This is a genomic window from Thioalkalivibrio sp. ALgr3 (genome assembly GCF_000377325.1).
Lineage (GTDB): Bacteria > Pseudomonadota > Gammaproteobacteria > Ectothiorhodospirales > Ectothiorhodospiraceae > Thioalkalivibrio.
Map to the genome: position 1 here is coordinate 15,766 of NZ_KB897989.1, position 23,293 is coordinate 39,058.

At 68.7% G+C, this 23,293-nt stretch carries 19 protein-coding genes; 8 read left to right on the forward strand and 11 right to left on the reverse strand.

The genetic code is table 11. From position 1 onward, the window contains the following. The first annotated feature begins 144 nt into the window (after positions 1-144). Positions 145-4,863 carry a DEAD/DEAH box helicase gene (locus C998_RS0111335; protein WP_018870984.1) on the forward strand — a complete coding sequence of 1,573 codons (4,719 nt, stop codon included), beginning with the start codon at positions 145-147 and terminating at the stop codon, positions 4,861-4,863. 59 nt (positions 4,864-4,922) lie between these two features. Here C998_RS0111335 and C998_RS0111340 read toward each other — a convergent pair whose 3' ends face one another. Further along, complete coding sequence (locus C998_RS0111340) at positions 4,923-5,816, reverse strand: PfkB family carbohydrate kinase (protein WP_018870985.1); 894 nt, start codon at positions 5,814-5,816, stop codon at positions 4,923-4,925. A gap of 227 nt (positions 5,817-6,043) precedes the next feature. Here C998_RS0111340 and C998_RS0111345 point away from each other — a divergent pair, with 227 nt between their 5' ends. Together C998_RS0111345 and C998_RS0111350 are read left to right on the forward strand one after the other, a co-directional pair. Then, the gene (locus tag C998_RS0111345; protein WP_018870986.1) at positions 6,044-6,454 is read left to right on the forward strand and encodes a nuclear transport factor 2 family protein; all 411 of its coding nucleotides are present in this window, start codon (positions 6,044-6,046) and stop codon (positions 6,452-6,454) included. Then, complete coding sequence (locus tag C998_RS0111350; RefSeq protein WP_018870987.1) at positions 6,454-6,894, forward strand: nuclear transport factor 2 family protein; 441 nt, start codon at positions 6,454-6,456, stop codon at positions 6,892-6,894. Before C998_RS0111345 ends, C998_RS0111350 begins: the two co-directional genes overlap by 1 nt. Before the next feature lie 12 nt (positions 6,895-6,906). Here the strand turns inward: C998_RS0111350 and C998_RS0111355 are convergent, their stop codons facing one another. The 6 genes from C998_RS0111355 to C998_RS0111380 all read right to left on the reverse strand — a co-directional run bounded on the left by C998_RS0111355 (position 6,907) and on the right by C998_RS0111380 (position 12,462). Then, positions 6,907-7,452, reverse strand: coding sequence for a shikimate kinase (locus C998_RS0111355; RefSeq protein WP_018870988.1), 546 nt, complete (start codon positions 7,450-7,452; stop codon positions 6,907-6,909). A 100-nt stretch (positions 7,453-7,552) separates the two neighbouring features. Next, a complete protein-coding gene (pilQ, locus tag C998_RS0111360; RefSeq protein WP_018870989.1) occupies positions 7,553-9,673 on the reverse strand; it encodes a type IV pilus secretin PilQ in 2,121 nt (706 codons plus the stop codon). A 19-nt stretch (positions 9,674-9,692) separates the two neighbouring features. Next, the gene (locus tag C998_RS0111365; RefSeq protein ID WP_018870990.1) at positions 9,693-10,247 is read right to left on the reverse strand and encodes a pilus assembly protein PilP; all 555 of its coding nucleotides are present in this window, start codon (positions 10,245-10,247) and stop codon (positions 9,693-9,695) included. Next, a complete protein-coding gene (locus tag C998_RS0111370; protein ID WP_018870991.1) occupies positions 10,247-10,831 on the reverse strand; it encodes a type 4a pilus biogenesis protein PilO in 585 nt (194 codons plus the stop codon). Before C998_RS0111370 ends, C998_RS0111365 begins: the two co-directional genes overlap by 1 nt. A 12-nt stretch (positions 10,832-10,843) precedes the next feature. Beyond that, on the reverse strand, positions 10,844-11,398 hold the full coding sequence (locus C998_RS0111375; RefSeq protein WP_018870992.1) for a PilN domain-containing protein: 555 nt from the start codon (positions 11,396-11,398) through the stop codon (positions 10,844-10,846). After that, positions 11,395-12,462: a pilus assembly protein PilM gene (locus C998_RS0111380; protein ID WP_026279590.1), complete on the reverse strand. Its 1,068-nt coding sequence runs from the start codon at positions 12,460-12,462 to the stop codon at positions 11,395-11,397. Before C998_RS0111380 ends, C998_RS0111375 begins: the two co-directional genes overlap by 4 nt. Before the next feature lie 142 nt (positions 12,463-12,604). Here C998_RS0111380 and C998_RS0111385 point away from each other — a divergent pair, with 142 nt between their 5' ends. Next, complete coding sequence (locus tag C998_RS0111385; RefSeq protein ID WP_018870994.1) at positions 12,605-14,974, forward strand: penicillin-binding protein 1A; 2,370 nt, start codon at positions 12,605-12,607, stop codon at positions 14,972-14,974. 2 nt (positions 14,975-14,976) lie between these two features. After that, positions 14,977-15,597 (forward strand): hypothetical protein, encoded by a 621-nt coding sequence (locus C998_RS0111390; RefSeq protein WP_018870995.1) that lies wholly within the window; start codon positions 14,977-14,979, stop codon positions 15,595-15,597. A gap of 49 nt (positions 15,598-15,646) precedes the next feature. On the opposite strand, the gene hemE is transcribed toward C998_RS0111390, so the two are convergent. From hemE to rpsU, 4 genes are all read right to left on the reverse strand, one after another. Further along, complete coding sequence (gene hemE, locus C998_RS0111395; RefSeq protein ID WP_018870996.1) at positions 15,647-16,708, reverse strand: uroporphyrinogen decarboxylase; 1,062 nt, start codon at positions 16,706-16,708, stop codon at positions 15,647-15,649. A 7-nt stretch (positions 16,709-16,715) separates the two neighbouring features. Continuing rightward, positions 16,716-18,125, reverse strand: a complete 1,410-nt coding sequence (locus tag C998_RS0111400) for an FAD-dependent oxidoreductase (protein WP_018870997.1) — start codon at positions 18,123-18,125, stop codon at positions 16,716-16,718. A gap of 109 nt (positions 18,126-18,234) precedes the next feature. Continuing rightward, complete coding sequence (locus tag C998_RS0111405; protein ID WP_018870998.1) at positions 18,235-18,684, reverse strand: GatB/YqeY domain-containing protein; 450 nt, start codon at positions 18,682-18,684, stop codon at positions 18,235-18,237. A 68-nt stretch (positions 18,685-18,752) separates the two neighbouring features. Then, positions 18,753-18,968, reverse strand: a complete 216-nt coding sequence (gene rpsU / locus C998_RS0111410) for a 30S ribosomal protein S21 (protein WP_018870999.1) — start codon at positions 18,966-18,968, stop codon at positions 18,753-18,755. Between the two features lie 290 nt (positions 18,969-19,258). Between rpsU and aroB the strand changes: the two genes are divergently transcribed. Genes aroB through C998_RS0111425 form a run of 3 tightly spaced genes read left to right on the forward strand, consistent with a single transcriptional unit; the run spans position 19,259 to position 23,293 of the window. Continuing rightward, the gene (gene aroB / locus C998_RS0111415) at positions 19,259-20,356 is read left to right on the forward strand and encodes a 3-dehydroquinate synthase (RefSeq protein WP_018871000.1); all 1,098 of its coding nucleotides are present in this window, start codon (positions 19,259-19,261) and stop codon (positions 20,354-20,356) included. Continuing rightward, on the forward strand, positions 20,346-21,533 hold the full coding sequence (locus C998_RS0111420) for a deoxyguanosinetriphosphate triphosphohydrolase (RefSeq protein WP_018871001.1): 1,188 nt from the start codon (positions 20,346-20,348) through the stop codon (positions 21,531-21,533). The genes aroB and C998_RS0111420 overlap by 11 nt, the downstream gene beginning before the upstream one ends. A 5-nt stretch (positions 21,534-21,538) precedes the next feature. Further along, entirely contained in the window at positions 21,539-23,293 is a 1,755-nt protein-coding gene (locus tag C998_RS0111425) for an SPOR domain-containing protein (RefSeq protein ID WP_018871002.1), read from the forward strand.

Sequence of the window (23,293 nt, forward strand, 5' to 3'; positions counted from 1 at the left end):
GGCACCCCAGGTTCCCCGATCCTGCGTTGCGGCCCTTGCCGGTAGAACCACTACCGGCTGCGCACCGCGCCTTGTCTCGGAAAACCTGGGGTGCCAACGCGAGCGTGTACATTGATCAGTGTTTCCCTGGGGAAACACCGCTCGATGACCACGCCCTTCGGGCCGGCGACCGATGCCTGGTTCCGGGAGGCCCTGGGCACCCCCACCGCGATCCAGAGCACCGGCTGGCCGGTCATCCGCGAGGGCCGGCATGCCCTGCTGATCGCCCCCACCGGCAGCGGCAAGACCCTGGCGGCGTTCCTCGATGCGCTGGATCGGCGGATGGAGGAACAGCCCCCGGAATCGCCCCCGGAATCGGCCCGGGAATGGGCCCCGGATCCGGAGCGCACCGGAGCCGAAATCACGCCCGGCTACCGCGTGCTGTATGTCTCGCCGCTGAAGGCGCTCGCGGCCGACGTGGAACGTAACCTGCGCGCGCCGCTGACCGGGATCACCCATACCGCCGCACGCCAGGGCCGGCCCGTCGCCACCCCGCGCGTGGACATCCGCACCGGCGACACGCCGCAGACGGAGCGGCGGCGTCAGGCACGCGAACCGGGCGACATCCTGGTCACCACCCCGGAATCGCTTTACCTGCTGCTGGGTTCGCGCGCCGGCGCAACCCTGGAGACGGTGGACACGGTGATCGTCGACGAGGTGCATGCCCTGGCCGGCAGCAAGCGCGGGGCCCATCTGGCGCTGTCGCTGGAACGCCTGAGCGAACGCTGCGCGCGGGATCCGCAGCGCATCGGCCTGTCCGCCACGGTGCACCCGGTCGAGGTCGCACAACAGTTCCTCGGCGGCGACCGCGAGGTGCAGGTCGTGGATGCCGCCGAACCGCCGCGGCTGGATCTGGAGATCGTCACTCCGGAGGAGACGGCGTCCGCGTCCGACCCCGGGACTCCGGGCGCGGACCCGAACGAAACCGACGATAAAACCCGCTCCGCAGCGCCGCCGATCGCGGGCGGCTCGCTGCTGGGCCAGGCCTGGCAGCAGGGCGCGGGCCGGCAGGCAACGGGCAGCCCGCCGGGCCCGCCGGTCACCGGACCGCAGGGCGGGCGCGCCGCCAGTCTGGAGCCGCGCCTGCTGGAGGCCATCCTCGCGCATCGTTCGACCATCGTGTTCGTCAACAGCCGCGGCCTGTGCGAACGCCTGGTGCAGCGCATCAACGAGGCATGGCGGGAACGCTGCGACGAGGACAACCCGGAGGACCTGGTCGCCGCCCACCACGGCAGCGTATCGCATGGCCGGCGGGCCGAAATCGAGGGCCGGCTGAAGACCGGCCACCTGCGCGGGATCATCGCCACCAGCTCGCTGGAGCTCGGCATCGACATGGGGGCCGTGGACCTGGTGGTCATGGTCGAGTCACCGGGTGCGGTGTCGCGCGGGCTGCAGCGGGCCGGGCGCGCCGGCCACGGGGTCGGGCAGGTGTCGCGCTCGCTGATGCTGCCGCGCTATCGCGGCGATCTGCTGGAATGCGCGGTGATCGGCCAGCGCATGCACGCCGGGGCGCTGGAACCGCTGCAGATGCCCCGGCGCCCGCTGGACGTACTGGCCCAGCAGCTGGTGGCCATGGTCTGCGAGCAGCCGCGCACGGTGGAGGAGCTGCACGCCCTGGTCACCCGGGCCGCACCATGGCGCGATCTCGGCCGCGGCCTGCTGGAGGCCACCCTGGACATGCTCGCCGGCAACCTGCCCGGGACCGAACTGGCGGATCTGCGCCCGTGGCTGGCCTGGGACCGCGCGCGCGACGAGCTGACCCCGCGCCGCGGCGCGGCCATGGCCGCCCGCCTGAACGCCGGAACCATCCCCGATCGCGGGCTGTACGCGGTGCATGCCGGCGAAGGCGGCCCGCGCATCGGCGAACTGGACGAGGAGATGGTCTTCGAGCTGAAGACCGGCGAGAACCTGACCCTGGGCGCGAGCACCTGGCACGTGGAGGCGATCACCCGCGATCGCGTGCTGGTCTCGCCCGCCCCCGGCGAAGCCGGCAAGCTGCCGTTCTGGCACGGCGACGGCCCCGGCCGTCCGGTGGAACTGGGGCGCGCCATCGGCGCCACCGCGGAGACCCTGGCGCGGCTGGAGCCGGCCGCGCGCAGCGACTGGCTCTGCCGCAACGCGCCGCTGTCGCCGGCCGCCGCCGACGAGCTCGCGGAGTACATCGGCGAGCAGATGGAGGCCGCCGGCGCGGTACCCTCCGACCGGCGCATCGTGGTGGAACGCTTCCGCGACGAACTGGGCGACTGGCGGGTGTGCATCCTGTCACCGTTCGGCGCGCGGGTGCACGCCCCGTGGGCCATGGCCCTGCAGGCGGAGCTGAGCGTCAGCGCCGAGGGCGAGGCCCAGGTGATGTACACCGACGACGGCATCGTGCTGCGGCTGGCGGATCGCGAGGATCTGCCGGATCCGGCGACGCTGTTCCCCGACCCGGACACGGTGGAGGAACTCGTCACCCGCGAGGCGGCCGGCTCCAGCCGCTTCGCCGCGCTGTTCCGCGAGAACGCCGCCCGCGCCCTGCTGCTGGTGCGCAACCGTCCCGGACAGCGCACCCCGCTGTGGGCCCAGCGCCTGAAGGCCCAGCAGCTGCTGGCCACGGTGCAGCAGCATGCGCAGTTCCCCGTGGTGCTGGAGACCTACCGCCAGCTGCTGGCGGACGTGTTCGACATGGAGGCCCTGCGCGACCTGCTGGAGCGGGTGCAGCAGCGCGAGATCCGGGTGCACGAGGTAGAGACGCCACGCGCCTCGCCGTTCGCCCGCAGCCTGGTCTCGGCGTGGGTGGCAGCGTGGATCTACGAGCAGGATGCCCCGGTGGCCGAACGCAAGGCGCAGGCGCTGACCCTGGACCGCGGGATGCTGGCGGAACTGCTGGGCCAGGCCGAACTGCGCGAGCTGATCGACCCCGGGGCCCTGGCGGCGCTGGAGGCCGAACTGGCCCGTACCGCGCCGGGCACCCGCGCCACCGACCCGGACGAACTGCACGACCTGCTGCGCCGCCTCGGCGACTGCAGCGAGGCGGAGCTGGCCGCGTCCTGCGAGGCGCCTCCCGGGCCGTGGCTGCAGCAGCTGCAGGACGGGCTGCGGGCGGTACGCGCGAACATCGGCGGCGAGCCGCGCTGGATCGCGGCGGAGGACGCCGCACTGTACCGCGATGCAGCGGGCGTGGTGCCCCCGCCGGGTCTGCCGGGCGGCTTTCTGCAAGCGCCGGCACGGCCGCTGGAACAGCTGCTGATCCGCTACGCCCGCAATCGCGGCCCGTTCCGCGCGGAGCAGCCCGCCGCCCGCTACGGTCTGCCGGAGGCCGCCGTGCGCCCGGTACTGGAGGCGCTGGAAGCGGCCGGGCGCCTGCTGCGCGGGGCGATCCGGCCCGGCGGCCACGGCGAGGAATGGTGCGATACCGACGTGCTGCGCCGGCTCAAGCGCCGCACCCTCGCGCAGCTGCGCGAGGAGGCCGCCGCGGTGGACGCCGGCACCCTGGGGCGTTTCCTGCCGCAGTGGCAGGGGGTTACCCGCCCGGGGCGCGGGACCGAGGCCCTGCACGAGGTGCTGGCGCAGCTGGAGGGCATCGCCCTGCCCTGGTCGGCCTGGACCGGACAGGTGCTGCCGATGCGGCTGCAGGACTTCTCGCTGGAACAGCTGGACCTGGCCACGGCCACCGGGGCCTTCGTCTGGGTCGGCTGCGGGGCGCTGGGGCAACGCGACGGGCGGGTGATGTTCCTGCGCCGGGAACACGCCGGGGCGCTGCTGGAACCGCCGGCCGCAGCGCCCGACACGGACGCGTGCCCGGACGCATCGACCGAGGACGGCGATTCCGGGATCGACGGCGACAGCGAGGCCCGCCTGAGGCGCGCGATCCTGGATGCCCTCGACCGGCGCGGGGCCTGTTTCTACATGGAACTGGAGCGCGCGGCGCGCGAGGCCGTACCCAAGGCCCCGGCGGCCGCCATCGAGACGGCGCTGTGGGACTGCGTGTGGTCCGGCCTCATCACCAACGACACGGTGGCCCCGCTGCGCGGCCTCGGCCAGCGCGGGCGATCCGCCACAACCCGCGGCCGCCGGGGGCCCGGACGCGGCGCCGGGCGGGGTTCGGGTCGGGGGCAGACGGGCATCGCCGGCGGACGCTGGTCGCGGGTGAGCGATCTGGTGGACCCCACCATCGAGATCACCGAACGCGCCCGCGACCGCACCGAGGTGCTGCTCGCGCGCTACGGCGTGGTCAGTCGCGAGATGGCGCGGGCGGAGGAGTCGCCGGGCGGGTTCGGGCGCATCTATCCCGTGTGCCGTACCATGGAGGACGCCGGCAAGCTGCGACGCGGGCATTTCGTCGAGGGACTGACGGGGGCCCAGTTCGCGCGCGCCGGCGTGGTCGACCAACTGCGCTCGCTGGAGGGCTCCGGAGCCGACGGCAGTGAAGCCGGCGACGCGTGCTGGCTGGCGGCCGTGGACCCGGCCCAGCCCTGGGGCTCGCTGCTGGCCTGGCCCGAGCCACCCCCGGGTGCGCAGCGGCGGCTGCGTCGCGTCGCCGGGGCACTGGTCGCGCTGGTGGACGGGCGTCCGGCGATCTATCTCACGGCGTCCGGGCGGCAGCTGTTCATCTGGCCGGCCGATGTCACGCGCATCGAGCCGGCCGACTGGGAACACCGCATCGTCGCCGCGCTGCGCGGGCTGATGGCCGGGCCCTGGCTGCCACGCCGCCGGGGCATCACCGTGGAACAGATCAACGACCAGCCCGCCCGCCAGTCGCCATGGGCCGAATCCCTGCAGACCGCCGGGGCCCGTGGGGAGGTGCGCGGGCTGCGGCTGGAGCCGACCCGACCGGTGCGGTGATCCCGCTGGCCCGTGGAGGCCGGCGTTCGGTCCGGGGCGCGCCCGAATCAGGCGCAGCCTCAGACGCGTGTCAGGCCGTCGAGGCCGTCCTGTGCCAGCTTGCGTTCGGCCAGACGCACCGCGGCGACCAGTGCACGCTCCGGCGGCTCCCCGGAGGCGATGGCGTCGATCAGCCCGGCGTTGAAGGCATCCCCGGCACCCACGCTGTCGATCACGGTAAGACCGGGCGTCGGCGCGCAGTGCTCCACGCGGCCGCGGAACCCGATCCAGGCACCGGCGGGGCCGCCGGTGACGGTGATGATGGCCTCCGGGTATTCCTCCATCAGGGCCCGCAGGGCCGCCTCGCAGGTCGCCGCCGGTTCGTCGCCGACACCGGTGCGCTCCGCCCGCGCCTGCGCCCAGTCGCGCGAGACCATCAGGATGTCGGCGAACGGGATGCAGGCCTCCAGCCCGTCGCGGGGCTTCTCCAGCTCCAGCGAGACCGGGGCGTCGTATACGCAGTCGCGCACCGTGGCCAGCACCCGGGCCAGGACCTCCGGGTTGCGCCCCTCGAAGTGCAGCCAGTCGTATTCTTCCCAGGCGACGCCGTGCAGGTCCTCCACCGCCAGTTCCGGGAGATCCCGGTGATGCACGATGGTGCGCGAACCGGTGTCGCGGGCGCGCAGGATATGTGAGGTCGGCGTCGCCCCCGGCCGGCGGACCAGATGGCGGTCGTGGATCCCGCGCTCGCGCAGACGCCGGATCAGGTCGTCACCGGCGGCCCCGTCCGCCACCACCGCGGCCAGTTCCGGCCGGTGCCCGAACTGCGCCAGCAGCGCGGCGGTGTTCGCGGCGTTGCCACCGGGCCGGGCGCGGCTGTCGGCCGCACGCACCTCGGCGTCCTCGGCAGGATAGGTGTCGACATCCAGCACGTGATCAAGGGTGACGATGCCGGTCGTCAGTATGCGCGCCATGGGCAGGGCTCCGGTCGGAGGATTCAGGGAAACGAAACCGCTGGGGCGCCATTGTGACGTTCCGCCCGCCCGGCGACCAGCGCCGCCGCCGGATTCCCGTATCCCCAACGGTGCGGATACTGGCAGAATTCGCCGCGCGGACCGGGGACTGAAAGAATCCGGCGCAAGGAGCCCGCCCCTGCGTTCGCGGAGCGTTCGTGATCATCTGGACAAAGGACAGGACGGCCATGGCGAAATTTTCCTCCCCTGAAGCGGCCGAAGAGGCATTCTACGGCGCGTTCGAAGCCGGTGATCCGGAAGCCATGCGTGCGGTCTGGCAGGACACGCCCGACTGCATCTGCATCCACCCCGGCGGCGAGCGCCTGCAGGGGATCGAACTGGTCATGGACAGCTGGGACGACATTCTCGCGAGCATGGAAGACACCGTCATCCGACGCTCCGGCCTTACCGTGCTCGGCGGCAGCGACCTGGTCACCCACGTGCTTCACGAATACCTGTACATGAGTGGAGAGCTCCGGGGCGTGATCCTGGCCACCAACGCCTACCGCTTCGAGGGCCGGAGCTGGCGCATGGTGCTGCACCATGCCAGCCCCGACCCCACCACCCGCTCGCGCTGGAACCGCCGGAGCGTGCACTGATGGCCGGCGACGCGGTCGAGGCCTGCATGGACGCCTACTACCGGGCGTTCCGCGAGGCGGACATCGAACACATGATGGATCTGTGGGCCGACCGCCCCGACATCGTGTGCATCCATCCGGGCAGCCCCCGGGCGCACCGCGGCACCGCCGAAGTGATGGAAAGCTGGCTGCTGGTGTTCTCGCGCGAACTCAACATCGGCATCGAACCGCGCATCGTCGGCCGGTTCGAGACCGACGACAGCCTCGGCATGGTGATCGAGGAAGCCATCACCCGGCCGGGCGACGTGGCACCCACCGGCACCATCCTGATCAGCCAGACCTGGCGGTGCGTCGACGGCGGCTGGCGGCTGGCGTTTCACCACGCGTCTCACGGGCGCCGCGCGGATCCCAGCCCCGAAGGCATGTTCGTGGCCGGCGGCGGCACCCAGACCCGGCACTGATCACCGCGCGGGCTACTCCGACCCCGCGCGCGGCTCGCACAGGTCCGGGCGCTTCATCTGCAACGCCGAGCACACCCCGTTGACCGCATCCCGCACCCGGCGCCCGCGGCCCTCCAGGACCATGTCCGCAACCTGCTGGTACAGCGGGTCTCGCCGCTCGAACAGCGCCTGCAGTCGGGCCCGCGGATCCTCCGCCTGGTTCAGCAGCGGCCGGTTGCGGCTGCGCCGGGTCCGGCGGAACTGCTCTTCCACCGGCACCCGCAGATAGATCACGAAGGCGTCTTTCAGCCGTTCCCGGTTCTCCGGACGCTCCACGATCCCGCCGCCGGTCGCCAGGATGATGCCGTCCTTCTCCAGCAGTGCATCCAGGACCGCAGTCTCGCGCCGCCGGAAGCCCTCCTCACCTTCGAATTCGAAGATGGTCGGGATATCCACCCCGGTGCGCTTGCGGATCTCGTCATCGGTGTCATGGAACGCCCGGCGCAAAAGTCCCGCCAGCCCCCGCCCGATCGTACTCTTGCCGGCCCCCATCGGGCCCACCAGGACAATATTCTGCATGCGGGCAGGCTACCGGGACTCCGGAGCAAAAAAAACCCGGGATCCGCGGATCCCGGGTTCGCTGTCACCCACCGGCGGGCCGCCATGGGCCCGGGCGGGTTCAGTCCAGCACGCGTGGCGTGACGAAGATCAGCAGCTCCGCCTTCTGCTCGGAACTCGCCCGGTTACGGAAGAAGTTGCCGAGGAACGGGATGTCCGCCAGGAACGGGACTTCGCGGACCTGTTCGCTGCTGTCGATCTCGTAGACCCCACCCAGGACCACCGTTTCACCGTCACCCACGAACACCTGGGTCTCCACGGCGCGGCGGTTGATGGTGACGTCGTCGAAGACCACGTCGCCCGGCTCATCCTTGGTCACGCGGATGTCCATGATCACGTTGCCGTTCGGCGTGATCTGCGGCGTCACCTCGGTGGAGAGGTAGGCTTCGACCAGCTCGGTATTGGGGTTGCCCGCCTCGTCCTGCACGATGATCGGGATGTCCTGGCCCTGTTCGATCACGGCCGGCTGACCATTGGTCGTCACCACTCGCGGCGAGGAGATGATCTCGCCGCGACCCTCGGCCTGCAGCGCCGACAGCTCCAGGTCCAGCAGCAGACCACGACGCAGGATACTGAACCCGAACTCGCCCGCGTTGGCCGCGTCGGCCGGGAGGGAAGAGCCGAGGCGATTGGCCAGGGCCGCGTCGTCCGGGCTGCCGCCTCGCGCCTGATCTGCGCCCGTAAGCGAGCCCGTACCGGCCGCCGAGGTATCACCGCGAGTCCGCGTGCCGGTCACCCCGAAACGCGCCCCGAGATCGCGATTGAAGCTGTCTTCCGCGATGACGATGCGGGTCTCCACCAGCACCTGCTGCACCTGCACGTCCAGGTTCCGCACCAGTTCGCGGATATCCTCGATCCGGCGCTGGGTATCCTGGACCAGCAGCGTGTTGGTCCGGCTGTCGACCGTCATGCTGCCGCGTTCGGAGAGGAAGCGGTCTTCCTCGCCACGGATCAGCTCGGCGATCTGGCCCGCCTGCGCGAAATTGATCTGCACGAACTCGGTGCGCAGCGGTTCCAGTTCCTGGCGGTCGCGTTCGGCCTCCATCCGCTGCCGCTCACGGGCAGCGATCTGCTCGGCGGGCCCCACGAACAGCACGTTGCCCTCCATGCGCTTGTCCAGGCCGCGGGACTGCATGATGATGTCCAGCGCCTGATCCCAGGGCACGTTGTTCAGCCGCAGGGTGATGTTGCCGTCGACGTCGTCGCTGACGACGATGTTCAGATCGGTAAAGTCGGCCAGCAGCTGCAGCACCGAGCGGACCTCGATGTCTTGGAAGTTCAGCGACAGACGCTCCCCGGTAAACTCGCGCTCTTCCTCTTCACGCGCCTGACGCTCCGCCTCGGTGATCGGCGCCACCTCCAGCACGTACTGCCGGTCGCTCTGGTAGGAGACGACCTCGTACTCGCCCTCGGTGGCCACTTCCATGCGAACCCGGTCGCCATCGGCGACCGTGTCGATGGTTTGCACCGGGGTGGCGAAGTCGACCACGTTCAGCCGCCGCTCCATCGACTCGTCGATGGCGGCCCGATCGAACTCGATTTCGATACGGCCGGCCTGTTCACGCACATCGATGGCACCACCACTGCGCGACAGCCCCACCTCGACACGACCCTCGCCCTGGTCGCCACGACGGAAATCGATGTCGGTGAGCTCAACCGGCCGCGCGGAACGGGTCGTCCGCGGCTCGGGGTCGCCGACGCGCTCGGCCACGGCTTCGTCCTGCGCGTCGGCTTCGGTCACGCCGCGCCCGAGGGTCACGATGAAGTTGTTGCCATCCACTCGCGTCTGATATTCGGAGGGCTGCGTCAGTCCGAGCACCACCCGGGTACGATCGCCCGATTCCACCGCGGTGGCCTCCAGCAGGGGCCCCACGTTGAATTCCTTGCGACGGTCACTCATCACGCTGCCGGCATCCGGCAGGTCAAAAGCGATCCGCGGCGGCGAATCAATCGCGAAGGCGCGGATGTCCGCGGGCGGGGTGTCCGAAAACTGCAGGTTCACCTGCACCCGGTCACCGCCAATGCTGGCAGCCCGGATATCCTCCAGTTCCTGGGCGGAAACGCCCTGGGACGCCATGAACAGCAGGCCCGCCATCGCGGAGCCCGCCAGTGCGCGCATGGAAGATCCCATGTTCAGCCCCCTGTTGCTGTTGCCGGCATTGTGCCGATATGTCATTTCCATGTTTGTCTCTCCCGGGATCCTACCGATCTTCGGCCCGCTGCAAGGCGATGGAATTATCGCGCTCGATGTGCCCGCCGAAGGCGTCCGGAACCACTTCCACCAGCTCGATGCGGGTGGGCGTGATTTCGACGATCTGACCGTGGTTCTGGCCCATCCAGTTGCCTACCGTGACCTGCTGCACCGAGCGGTCCGGAGTCCGTACCAGGGCATAGCGCATGTTGTCGCGTTCCAGGGTGCCGACCATGGACAGCGAATCCAGCGGGTAGCTTTCCAGGTATTCCCGCGGCCGGTCCGGGTCGATTTCGGCATCGCCCGGCTCGCCCTCGTCCTCCGCGATCTGAGGCTGCTCGATCACGCTGGAGTCAAACGGTGAACGGGTATGCCCCGGATACAGGTAGGGCTCGTGGGGCTCGAGCGTCGGGATCGGTTCGATGCCCGAACCCGGCCGTTCGTGGACCTCGGCGATATAGTTGTGAAGGTCACTCTTGTCCTGGGCGCAGCCACCCAGCAGGCCCGCGCCCAGCACGGCGACCGCCAGGATCCGTACCCGGGGGCTGACGGAGATCCGACTCATCAGTTGTCCTCCAGATAGCGGTAGGTTCGCGCCTCGGCGTTCATGACCAGATCAAAATCCGAGTCACCCGCGCGGCGGATGCGCATGTCGTGCATGGTGACCACGCGGGGCATCGAGGAGACGCCGCTGACGAATTCGGCCAGTTCCTCGTAGTCGCCCCGCAGCCGCAGCCGGATCGGCACCTCGGCATAGAAATCACGTTCGCGATGGGAGCGCGGTTCGAACAGCTCGATTTCCAGACCGGTCTGCAGCGCTGTCTGCGACACATCCACCAGCAGGCTGGGGATCTCCGCGCTGGTCGGCAGCAGCTCCAGCAGCTCCACGAACATGTCTTCCATTTCCGCGAGCTGTTCGCGGTAATCATCGAGGTTGGCCGCACGCTGCTGCTTCTCCTCGAACTCGTCACGCAGCTGCTGTTCCTCGCGCTCCGCCCGTTCGAGTTCGCTGAGCTGGTCGTCGATCACGAAATAGTAGGTGAGGCCCAGGATCACGGCGATGATCACCAGAAGGATCACCCCCTTGACGATCCAGGGGGCCTCGCCAATGTTGTTGAAATCGATCTCGTTGAGGTTCTTCAGGTCCATTGGGCAGTCTCCCTACTCGCCATTGTCCGGCCGGGTCTGCCGTGCGTCGAGGCGGAAATCCCTCACCTGGATACGGCCTTCCTCGCGGGTTTCGATGATCTGCAGGTTGGAGCTGCCCAGCCACGGGGAGTCATCCAGATTGCGCATCATCGCGGAGATGCGGGTGTTGGATTCCGACAGGCCGCGAATCTGAATACGCGATCCGTCCTGAGTGATCTCGTTGACGTAGGTGCCGTCCGGCAGGGTCACCACCATCTGGTCGAACAGGTGGACGGCCTCCGGGCGCTGCGCCTGCAGGGTCTGGATGACGTCCATCCGCGCGACGAGGTCCTCGCGTTTCTCTTCGAGTTCCTCGATCTCGGCGATCTTGCGGTCGAGTTCGCGGATCTCTTCTTCGAGCACCTGATTGCGGTCTTCCTGATGGTCGATCAGGGATTCCATGTAGGTGTAACCACCGAACGCCAGGACCACACCCACCGCAGCCGCCACGCCGGCCGAGACGAAGAATTGCTTGCGCCGTTGCTCGCGGGCACGTTCGCGCCAGGGAAGCAGATTGACAGAAATCATGATGTTTGCCCCCGCAGTGCCAGGCCGCAGGCCGTTAGCAGGGCCGGCGCATCATTGGTGAAGCGCTGCTGATTGATGCGGCGGGACAGCGCCATTCCACGGAACGGGTTGGCCACGGAAACCGGCGTGGAGGTGGTTTCCTCCAGCATCTCGTCGACCCCCGGAATGGCTGCACAACCGCCGCCGAGCAGCACGTGATCGATGGTGTCCTGGGGTCGCGTCACATAGAAGTACTGCAACAACCGCTGGATCTGATCCATCATGGTCTGCTTGAACGGCTCCAGGACCTCGCTGACGTAATCTGCGGGGAGATCACCGCTCATCTTCGCCGAACCGGCTTCCTGGTAACTCATGTTGTAGCGCCGCATGATCTCTTCGGTGAGCATCCGGCCGCCGAAATTCTGCTCACGCGTGTACACAACCCCCTCGGTCTGCGACACGACATAGACCGCCGTCACCGACGAGCCGACGTCCACGATGGCCACCATCGGCTTGTTCTCCCGGTCGGGTATATGCTCCATCAGGCGTTCGGAGGCATGTTCGATGGCATAGGCCTCGACGTCGACCAGCTCCACCGAGAGCTTCGCCGCCTCGGCAATGGCGATGCGCGATTCCACGTTCTCGCGCCGCGAGGCCACCACGAGGACATCCTGCATCTGCGGGTTCTTGGCGTTGGGCCCCAGCACCTGGAAGTCGAGATTGACCTCTTCCAGGGTGTACGGAATGTACTGGTCGGCCTCGACGAACACCTGCCCTTCCAGTTCCGATTCGCTGAGGCTGGCGGACAGCTGGATGGTCTTGGTGATGACGGCCGAGGACGGTACGGCCATCGCGCATTGTTTGAGACGGGAACCGGAGCGCTTGACTGCACGTCCAAGCGCTGCACCAACCGCTTCGGTGTCCTGGCAGACCTTGTCGACCATGACACCGTCCGGCAGCGGCTCGACGGCGAATGCCTCGACCCGATATCCCTTTCCGTGTCGACCAAGCTCGAGGACCTTGACGGCCGCCGAACTGACATCAACGCCCAGCAGTGCGGGCCTGGATTTTCCGAGATTCAGCACACATCCCCCTGTATACCCCGATGATTGCAGCTGGTAGCGTTACAATCTCGAATGCTAGCAACGATTAATATACATGACGTTTTCGGGGTTGCAAATCGCTCTAAAGGCGATCCCTCACCTTCTCCCCACAAAATTTAGAGTCATGCACCGGATTGTGAAGTTTGTCACCGCTCTGGCGGCCATAACCCTGACCCTCGTGATCGCCGGCTCGGCGGCGCTGCTCGGGCTGTACGCCTATTACGCCCCGACACTACCCGAACCGGAAGCCGTACGCGAGGTGCGGTTGCAGACGCCGCTGCAGATCCGGGCGGCGGATGGCAGCCTGATGGGGGAGTTCGCGGAAGAAAGGCGCATTCCGGTGGAGATCGAGGATGTTCCCGAGCCCGTGATCCAGGCGTTTCTGGCCGCCGAGGACGAGCGGTTCTTCCGCCACCCGGGCATCGACGTCTTCGGTCTGGCGCGCGCCGCAGTCAATCTGGTGAGCACCGGGGAACGGACCCAGGGGGGCAGCACCATCACCATGCAGCTTGCCCGCAACATCTTCCTGACCCGGGACCGCACCTACGAGCGCAAGCTGCGCGAGATCTTCCTGGCCATCCGGCTGGAACAGGAACTCGGCAAGGACGAGATCCTGGAGCTGTATCTGAACAAGATCTACCTCGGGCAGCGCGCCTACGGCGTGGAAGCGGCATCGCGCGTGTATTTCGGCCGCTCGCTGGACGAGCTGGAACTCGACGAGATCGCCATCCTGGCAGCCCTGCCCAAGGCCCCGTCCACCACCAACCCGGTGACCAGCCCGGAACGTGCACGCATCCGCCGCGACTACGTCCTCGGCCGGATGCTGGACACCGGCGCCATCTCCGCCGAGGAGCACGCAGCGGCCGTGGAGCGGCCGGTCGCGTCGGAACGGCACACTGCACAGACCGAGATCGACGCTCACTGGGTGGCGGAGGATGCCCGCCGCATCGTCGTCAACCTGTGGGGAGAGGACGCTTATCGGCGTGGTCTGCAGGTGTACACGACGATCGACCCCGACTATCAGGAGGCCGCCAACCAGGCATTGCGCGCGGGACTCCTGGAATATGACGAACGTCACGGTTTTCGGGGTCCGGAAGCGCGGCTGTCCGACGACCAGATGGCCTCCGCCGACGCCCGCGAACGGGCACTGAGAAACCTGGGCATTCACGGACGCCTCCTCTATCCCGCCGCGGTGCTGGAGACCGGCGACGGCGGGACCCTGCGGGTCGACGGCGGCCGCATCGGGGAGATCGAACTGACCGCCGAGGGTCTGGCGTGGGCGGATTCACCGGACCTCCGGCGAGGGGACGTCATACGGATCCGGGCGCATGAAGAGACCGGGTGGCGACTGGCACAGAAACCCGAAGTCACCGGCTCGCTGATCGCCCAGTCCCCCGACGACGGCGCCATTCTGGCCCTGGCCGGCGGCTTCGACTTTTTCGACAACCATTACAACCGGGCCGTCCAGGCACAACGCCAACCCGGGTCGGCCTTCAAGCCGCTGGTATATGCCCTGGCGCTGCGCGAGGGCTACCGGCCACGCAGCACGCTGGTGGATGCCCCGATGGTGTTTGATGACCCGGCCCTGGGGGCGGAATGGCGTCCGCAGAACTATTCGCGCCAGTTCCAGGGCGACACGCCGATGCAGAGCGCACTGGCGCACTCGCGCAATCTCGCCTCGATCCGCCTGCTGGACACGATCGGCGTTGAGAACGTGCACGATCAGCTGGGACGTTTCGGGCTGGACCCGGAGCGCCAGCCGCGCAACCTCTCCATGGTGCTGGGCACCGGTTCACTCACCCCTCTGCAGCTCAACACGGCCTACGGTGTGTTCGCCAGCGGCGGGCGACTGCACAGCCCCTGGATCATCTCGCGGATCGAAACCGTGGATGGCGAGCTGCTCTATCAGGCACCCGCTCCCCGCAGCTGTGAACCGCCCTGCGACAATCCACCCGGGCAGGACCTGACGCTGTCCACCGGCGAGACGGTTCTGCAGCAACGCGACCCGGTGCCGGTCCTGGAGCCCGGCGTCGCCTGGCAGATGAGCCGGATGCTGAAACACGTAGTGGACGCCGGCACCGGACGGCGGGCGCAGGAACTGGGCCGTTCGGATCTGGCGGGAAAGACCGGCACCACCAACGACTATCGCGACGCATGGTTCGCCGGATTCAACGGCGACCTGGTGGCGACGTCGTGGATCGGGTTCGACGACAACCGGGAGCTCGGCCGCCGCGAGAGCGGGGGCCGTGCCGCCCTGCCAATATGGGTCCGCTTCATGGGGAGCGCCCTGGCGGACACCGAAGAAAGCCTTCCGGAACGGCCGGACGACCTGGTACGGGTGGGCATCCTGCCCGACGGCGGGCGCGCCCCCGACGCCGGTGACAGCCGCGCAACCACCGAATGGCTGCTCCCGCAGCAAATTCCCGAGCGTTCGCGCAGCATCCCGGGGGACGACCGCAACGGGCGCGACCAGCAACCCGAATCGGTCTTTTGACGATGAGCAGCAACGGCTCCCGACTGCGCCATGAGCTCGCCCAGGAAGCCGGGCGAATCCTGCTCGACGAGGGCATCCGCGATTTCGGTCTCGCCAAGCGCAAGGCCGCGGAACACCTCGGGGTGGACGCTCGCCACGACATGCCGGCGAACATCGAGATCCAGGATGCCGCACTGGAACGCAGCCGGCTGTTCGCGACCGACGAGAGCCGCCAGGCGTATCGCAACCGCCTTGCCGCGGCACTGCAGGTGATGCAGCGCCTGTCGCATCTGGAGCCGCGCCTGGTCGGACCGCTGCTCACGGGGATGATCGAACGCTTACCGGTGATCAATCTGCACGGATTCGCCGAGACCGTGGAAGAGGTGCTGATCGACCTGGCCGACCGCGGTATCCACTGCGAAACCGGCGAGCGCCGCTACCGCAGCCGGCAGGGCCGCGAGCAGCGCGTGCCCTTCATCGCCTTCCGCGGGCCGGACGACACCGAGGTCGAACTGACGATCTTTCCGCTGGACGGGATCCGCCAGGCGCCACCCTCGCCGGTGGACGGCAAACCCATGGCCCGGGCCGGGGCCGGAGAAGTGGAACGCCTCCTGACGGAGGGTCGCGAGGCGGAACGACTCTGATGCGCCCGCCCCCCCGGAGCGGGAGGGGTGATTCGGTGCCGTTCCCGGCTCAGTCGGCGCGGCGGTAATTGACCACCGTGTCGACCATCGCCGCCACACGATCCGGATCGATCGCCGGGTGCACGCCGTGCCCGAGATTGAAGACATGGCCGGTGTCGCGACCGAAGCCGTCAAGAACACGCCGGGTCTCCTCGCGCACCACGGCTTCCGGGGCATACAGCACGGAGGGATCGAGATTGCCCTGCAGGGCAACACGGTCGCCGACGCGCTGCGCGGCCTCGCCGATCTCGATCGTCCAGTCCAGGCCCAGGCCATCCGCGCCGGTGGCGGCCTGCGCCTCCAGCCAGGCCCCGCCGCCCTTGGTGAACAGGGTCACCGGGACGCGACGGCCTTCGTTCTCGCGGATCAGGCCGTCGACGATGCGCTGCATGTACGCCAGCGAAAATTCGCGGTAGCTGCGCGGTGTCAGCGCACCACCCCAGGTATCGAAGACCATGACCGCCTGAGCCCCGGCGCGGATCTGCGCATTCAGGTACTCGGTGACCGCGTCGGCCACCTTCTGCAGCAACGCATGCATGGCCTGCGGATCGCCATACAGCAGGCGCTTGGTCTCGGCGAAATCGCGCGAGCTGCCACCTTCCACCATGTAGGTGGCGAGGGTCCACGGGCTGCCGGCGAAGCCGATCAGCGGTACCTGGCCATTGAGTTCACGCCGAATCAGACGCACCGCATCGGTCACATAGCCCAGCGAATCCTCCGGGTCGGGGACCGGCAGCCGCTCGATGGCTTCCGGGCTGCGCACCGGATCGCGGAATTTCGGTCCCTCGCCGGTCTCGAAGTACAGACCCAGCCCCATGGCATCGGGGATGGTGAGGATGTCCGAAAACAGGATGGCGGCATCCAGCGGAAAACGCCGCAGCGGCTGCATGGTGACTTCGCAGGCCAGCTCCGGGTTCTGGCAGAGGCTCATGAAGCTGCCGGCCTGCGCCCGCGTCTCGCGGTACTCGGGCAGATAGCGACCGGCCTGACGCATGATCCAGACGGGCGGGCGATCCACCGGTTCGCGGGCCAGTGCCCGCAGGAGGCGGTCGTTTTCAAGTTCCTGGGCCATGCAGTCCTCAGACGCCGAGGTATTCAAGAATGCCTTCGGCGGCCTGGCGGCCCTCGAAGACGGCGGTGACCACCAGGTCGGAGCCGCGGACCATGTCGCCGCCGGCAAAGACCTTCTCGTTGGCGGTCTGGAAGGCGTGCCGGCCGGATTCCGGCGCACGGACGCGGCCGCCCTCGTCGATGTCGATGCCGTGTTCGCCAAACCAGTCGGATGGTGACGGGCGGAAGCCGAAAGCCACCAGCACGCGGTCGGCGGGAATGATGTGCTCGGAACCCGGCACCGGCTCGGGACGCCGCCGGCCACGCTCGTCCGGCGCCCCCATCCGGGTGCGCACGACCTTCACGCCCTCGACCTTGTCGTCGCCCACGATCTCGAGCGGTTGCACGTTGAACTCGAAGTGCACGCCTTCCTCGCGCGCATGCACGACCTCCTTGCGCGAGCCCGGCATGTTCTCTTCGTCACGGCGGTAGGCACAGGTCACCGAGGTGGCGCCCTGGCGAATGGAGGTGCGATTGCAGTCCATTGCGGTGTCGCCGCCGCCGAGGACCACGACCTGCTGCCCGGCCATGTCGACGAAACCGTTCTCGTCGTGCTCCCAGCCCATCACTTCGCGGATGTTGGACACCAGGAACGGCAGGGCCGGATAGACCCCGGGCAGATCCTCGCCGGGAAAGCCGCCCTGCATCGCGTTGTAGGTCCCCATGCCGAGGAAGACCGCGTCGTATTCGTCCAGCAGCGCCTGGAACTCCACGTCGCGGCCGATCTCGGTATTCAGGCGAAACTCCACGCCCATGCCCTCGAGCAGTTCCCGACGGGTGCGGATCACGTTCTTTTCCAGCTTGAACGGGGGGATCCCGAAGGTCAGCAGCCCGCCGATCTCGGGGTAACGGTCATAGACCACCGCCTCGACACCATTGCGCGCGAGGATGTCGGCACAGCCGAGACCGGCCGGCCCGGCGCCGATCACCGCGACCCGCTTGCCGGTCGGCACCACATCCGACAGATCGGGCCGCCAGCCGGCCTTCAGCGCCTCGTCGGTGATGTATTTCTCCACCGAACCGATGGTGACCGCGCCGAAGCCGTCATTCAGGGTGCAGGCACCCTCGCACAGGCGGTCCTGCGGGCACACCCGGCCACAGACCTCCGGCAGGGAGTTGGTCTTGTGCGACATCTCGGCGGCGGCAAACAGATTGCCTTCCTCCACCAGCTTCAGCCAGTTGGGGATGAAGTTGTGGACCGGGCACTTCCACTCACAATAGGGATTGCCGCAGGCCAGGCAGCGCCCGGCCTGCTGGCCGGCGGTGGCGGGATCGAACTGGCCGATGATCTCGCCGAACTCGTGGATGCGGATTTCCGCGGGGGTCTTCTGGGGATCCTGGCGCGGGAGGTCCAGGAACTGCATCGGATTGGTCGCCATGGGTCAGTCGCTCCAACGAAACGGGGTCGGGGCCACAACGGCCGGAGGGGGCCCGGCACCGGCGCGGCAGGTCATACGAGGACTACATTTGACACGGGCCCGTCCGGGGTCAAGATTTCCCCAGTGCTGCGCGGACCTTGCCGCTGACGGCACCCATGTCGGCACGCCCGAAGACCCGCGGCTTGAGTACGCCCATCACCCGGCCCATGTCACCCGGGCCCTCGGCCCCGGTCTCGGCGATGACCTCGGCAATCACCGCATCCAGCGCGGCGTCGTCGAGCGGCTCGGGCATGTAGGCCTCCACCACGGCAATCTCTGCGGCCTCACGGTCGGCGAGATCGTCGCGCCCGCCCTGACGGTACTGCTCGATGGAATCGCGCCGCTGCTTGAGCATGCGGTTGAGGATCGCGAGCACGGCGTCGTCGTCCGCGTCGCGGCGCTCGTCGACTTCGAACTGGGAGATTTCCGCCTGAATCTGACGCAGGATCGCCAGGCGGTCCCGTTCCCGGGCCCGCATGGCCTGTTTCACGTCATCCTGCAACCGGGCCTTCAGCGACATTCGGCATCCCTCCTCGCAAGGATTCATGCGCAAGCCACGGGCCCGGTCGGGCCGGGGCTCCGCGGGGTTCAGTACAGCCGCGGCCGACGGGTCATGTCGCGCGAATTCTTCTTCAGCTGCCGCTTCACCGCGGCGGCCGCCTTGCGCTTGCGCTCGGCCGTGGGCTTCTCGTAGTACTCGCGGCGGCGGACTTCGGCCACCACACCGGCCTTTTCACAGGTGCGCTTGAAACGGCGCAGGGCAACCTCGAAGGGTTCGTTTTCGCGGACTCGAACGTGCGGCATACAATCTCCGGTTACAGCATTGGTTTCGACGAATCGGTGTACGTTAAGCCATGGCCGGCACACACGCCCGCCATGCAGAACGGAGCATGATAATCCAGGACAGCCCCTTTGGAAAAGCCCGTGATTCGACGCCCAGGGAAACGCTGATCAATTAAAGCCACCACCCGCCGCACGAAGCGCCTTGTCTCGGAAAACCTGGGGCACCAGTGCGAACGTGCACATTGCTCAGCGTTTCCCCGGGTTCACGGGCCTGACTTACGAGCACGCGACGTGCACGCTATGATGACCCCATGGAAACCTTGAACGTCGAACTGGGCGAACGCAGCTACCCGATCCACATCGGCCCCGGCGAGGCCGCGCGGGCCGAACGTTTCGCTCCGGTGCTGGAAGGACGGCGCGTCGCGGTCGTCACCAACAGTACCGTGGGTCCGCTGTATGGCGAGCGCCTGCGCGCCAGCCTGGCCGCGGCCGGGGTGCGCGGCGAGCCCCTGTGGATCGAGCTGCCCGACGGCGAATCGCACAAGACCCTGGCGACGGTGGAACAGATCCTGACCCGGCTGCTGGAGGCCCGCTTCGACCGCGGCAGCCGCATCGTCGCACTGGGGGGTGGCGTGGTGGGCGACATCGCCGGTTTTGCCGCCGCGATCTACCAGCGCGGAATCGACTTCGTTCAGGTCCCGACCACCCTGCTCGCGCAAGTCGACTCCTCCGTGGGCGGCAAGACCGGGGTCAACCACCCGCTGGGCAAGAACATGATCGGGTCCTTCCACCAGCCGCGCGCGGTGGTCATCGACACCGACAGCCTGCAGAGCCTGCCGACCCGCGAGCTGCGCGCCGGTCTCGCCGAAGTCATCAAGTACGGCCTGATGCAGGACGCGGATTTCTTCGCCTGGCTGGAAGAACACCTCGACCGCCTGCTCGCCCTGGAACCCGAGGCGCTGGCCCACGCCATCCGCCGCTCCTGTGCCTGCAAGGCCGAAGTGGTCGCCGCGGACGAACGCGAATCCGGCCGCCGCGCCCTGCTCAACCTCGGCCACACCTTCGGCCACGCCATTGAAACCGGCATGGGCTATGGCGCCTGGCTGCACGGCGAGGCGGTAGGCACCGGCATGGCCATGGCCGCCCGGATGTCCGCGCGCATGGGCTGGCTGGCGCCGGCCGACGCCGCGCGCGCCGAGGCCCTGATCCACCGCGCCGGCCTCGACACCCACCCGCCGGCGGAACTGGATGCCGCCCGCTTCCGCGAACTGATGGGGATCGACAAGAAGGTCAGCGAAGGGCGCCTGCGGCTGGTGCTGCTGCGCGGGCTGGGCAGCGCCGAGCTGACCGCCGAGTTCGACGACCACGCGCTGCAACACACCCTCGACGAGACCGCCCGTGCCGCCTGAGACCGCCTCGATTGCCCGCACTCCGAACGGCGTCGGCCTCGCCCCGTGGGCGGCCGACCCGGAGCGGACACGCGGCCGCCGGCACCCGGAAGACGCCCCGCGCCACCGCAGCGAGTTCCAGCGCGACCGCGACCGGATCGTGCATTCCAGCGCCTTTCGCCGTCTCGAGTACAAGACCCAGGTGTTCATCAGCCACGAGGGCGACCTGTTCCGCAACCGCCTCACGCATTCGCTGGAGGTCGCGCAGATCGGGCGCTCCGTCGCCCGCGCCCTGGGCCTCAACGAAGACCTCACCGAGGCGGTCGCGCTGGCCCATGACCTGGGCCACACCCCGTTCGGCCACACCGGGCAGCACGCCCTGAACGACTGCATGCGCGAACATGGCGGCTTTGAACACAACCTGCAGTCGCTGCGGATCGTGGACCACCTCGAGGCGCATTACGCCGACTTCGACGGCCTCAACCTGACCTTCGAGACCCGCGAAGGGATCCTCAAGCACTGCTCGCCGGAAGACGCCCGCATCCTGGGCGAGGTGGGCGTGCGCTTTCTGCAGCGCGGCCAGCCATCGCTGGAGGCCCAGCTGGCCAACGTCGCCGACGAGATCGCCTACAACAATCACGATGTCGACGACGGCCTGCGCGCCGGCCTGCTGCAGCTGGACCAGCTGATGGAAGTCCCGCTGTTCCGCGACTGCCTCGACGCGGTGCGCGCGCGCTACCCGAGGCTGGAGGCCCGCCGCGTACAGCACGAAACCGTGCGGCGCATGATCGACACCCTGGTCCAGGACCTGGTCACCACCAGCCGCCACGCGATCGAGAGCAGCAGCCCGGAATCGATCGACGCCGTGCGCGCGGAGAGCGGCCCGCTGATCCGCTTCAGCCCGGAGATGGCCGAACGCAACCGCACGCTCAAGACCTTCCTGCGGGAAAACCTCTACCGGCATCACCAGGTCCATGGCGTAATGCACAAGGCGCGCCAGATCATCCTCGACCTGTTCGCCGCCTTCGACCGCGACCCGCGCCTGATGCCGGAGCACTACCAGCGCCACGCCCGCGCCCTGAGCGAGGATGATCCGCACGGACAACAACGCGCCATCGCCGACTACATCGCCGGCATGACCGACCGTCACGCCATCCGCGAACATCACCGCCTGTTCGACCTCGGCACCCTGACCTGACCGCCATGGCACTCCGCGACCAATGCCTGGAACAGCTGGGCCTGCGCACCGACCCGTTCGCGGAGGTGCCCGACGCGGACTTCCTGTACACCGATCCGCTGCTGGACGGTGTCCTGGAATCCGCACGACAGGCTCTGGAGCACCCCGGTGCCGTGGTTCTGCTGACCGGCGACAACGGCTCCGGCCGCAGCCTGCAGCTGATGCGCCTGCTCGGCATGCTGCCCGAGGGCTACGAACTCATCGCCTTCAAGGCACGCATCAACACCCATTTCGAGTCGGTAGACCTGACCATCCGCAACTACCTGCGCTCGCAGAACGCGGATGACCCCGATCGCTCGCTGACCGAACTGCTCGCCCAGCGGGTGGTCGACGGATTCGTACCGGTGATCGCGATGGACGACGCCCACCTGGTGGGCACCGACATCGTCAACAACCTGCTGCGCATGCGCTCGGAGATCCTCGAGCAGCATGGTCGCGCACCGCGCATCGTCCTGGTCGGCGGCGCGGGACTCCTGCGCCGCCGCCTGTACCTGCCGGACCCGGGAGACGAGGACCAGCTGACCCGCCTGAGCCTGCGCGCGTTCAACCTCGAACAGACCGCCGCCTACCTGCGTCATCGCCTGCTGGCCGCCGGCGCCGAAGACCCGGATGCACTACTCCCGCGCGAGGCCGTGCAGCGCCTGCAGACCGACAGCCAGGGGCTGCCGGGCGCCCTCAACCGCGAGGCGCGGATCCTGCTGGAAGCGAAATGCCGCCCGGCACCGGGCACGGCTGCGGCCCCTGCAGGCACGTCCGTCGGAGAAGCAGCCGCCACCGATGCCGCCGACGCCGGCGACAAGCAGGAAGTTGCGGAATCCGGGACGGCGCGGTCGGGAACCGAACCCGGGCCCGCCCCCGATCCCGGAGAAAGCCTCCGTGCCAGCCGCGACGGCGACGATTTCACCCCGGCCGCCTTCGCCCTGCGCGGCGAGCGCGACGCCTCGGACGCCGACGCGGAAACGACAGCGGAGGAGCCGGCTCTCGCACCGGCAGAAGCACAACCGTTCTGGAACCAGCGCTGGTTCGTTCCCGCCGTAGCCGCCACCGTGGCCTTCGGGATCGCCGCCCCGCTGCTGTGGCAGCTGCTGAGCGGCTCGCCCGAGCATGTCCCGGACCCCGAAGAACGGGTGGAACTGCCCCTGCCGGAACGCCCGGACCAGCACGACGCGGCCACCGACCCGCCCCTCGAAGCGGAAGAGCCGTCACAGGAGATCGCCCGGCTGGAACCGGAGCCCATCCTGCCCCCGCCAGCCACCGACGAACCGGCGGAGATGCCGGAAGAACCGGCCCCGGAACCCGAACCGGAACCCGAACCGGAACCCGAACCGGAACCCGAACCGGAGCCCGAACCGGAGCCCGAACCGGAGCCCGAGCCGGCCGATCACACCACCGAAGCCCTGGCCGACGCCGAGGGCGATGACGAGCGCCTGCAGGGCGACCTGGAATGGCTCGAGGGTCAGGATGCCTCGCGCATGACCATCCAGCTGGTGGCCGCGCCGGACATGGACACCGCGCGCGAATACGCCGAGCGCCACAATCTCGGCGGCATCCGCTACATCCCCACCCGGACGGGCGGGAACGACTACGTCGTCATCCTCGCCGGCGCCTTCCCCGACCGGGGCGCTGCGGAACAGGCGGCTGCCGAGCTGCCGGACAGCGCGCGGGACGCCGGCACCTGGATCCGCTCAATGGGTTCGGTCCAGGAGGCGGCCCGCCGCTGA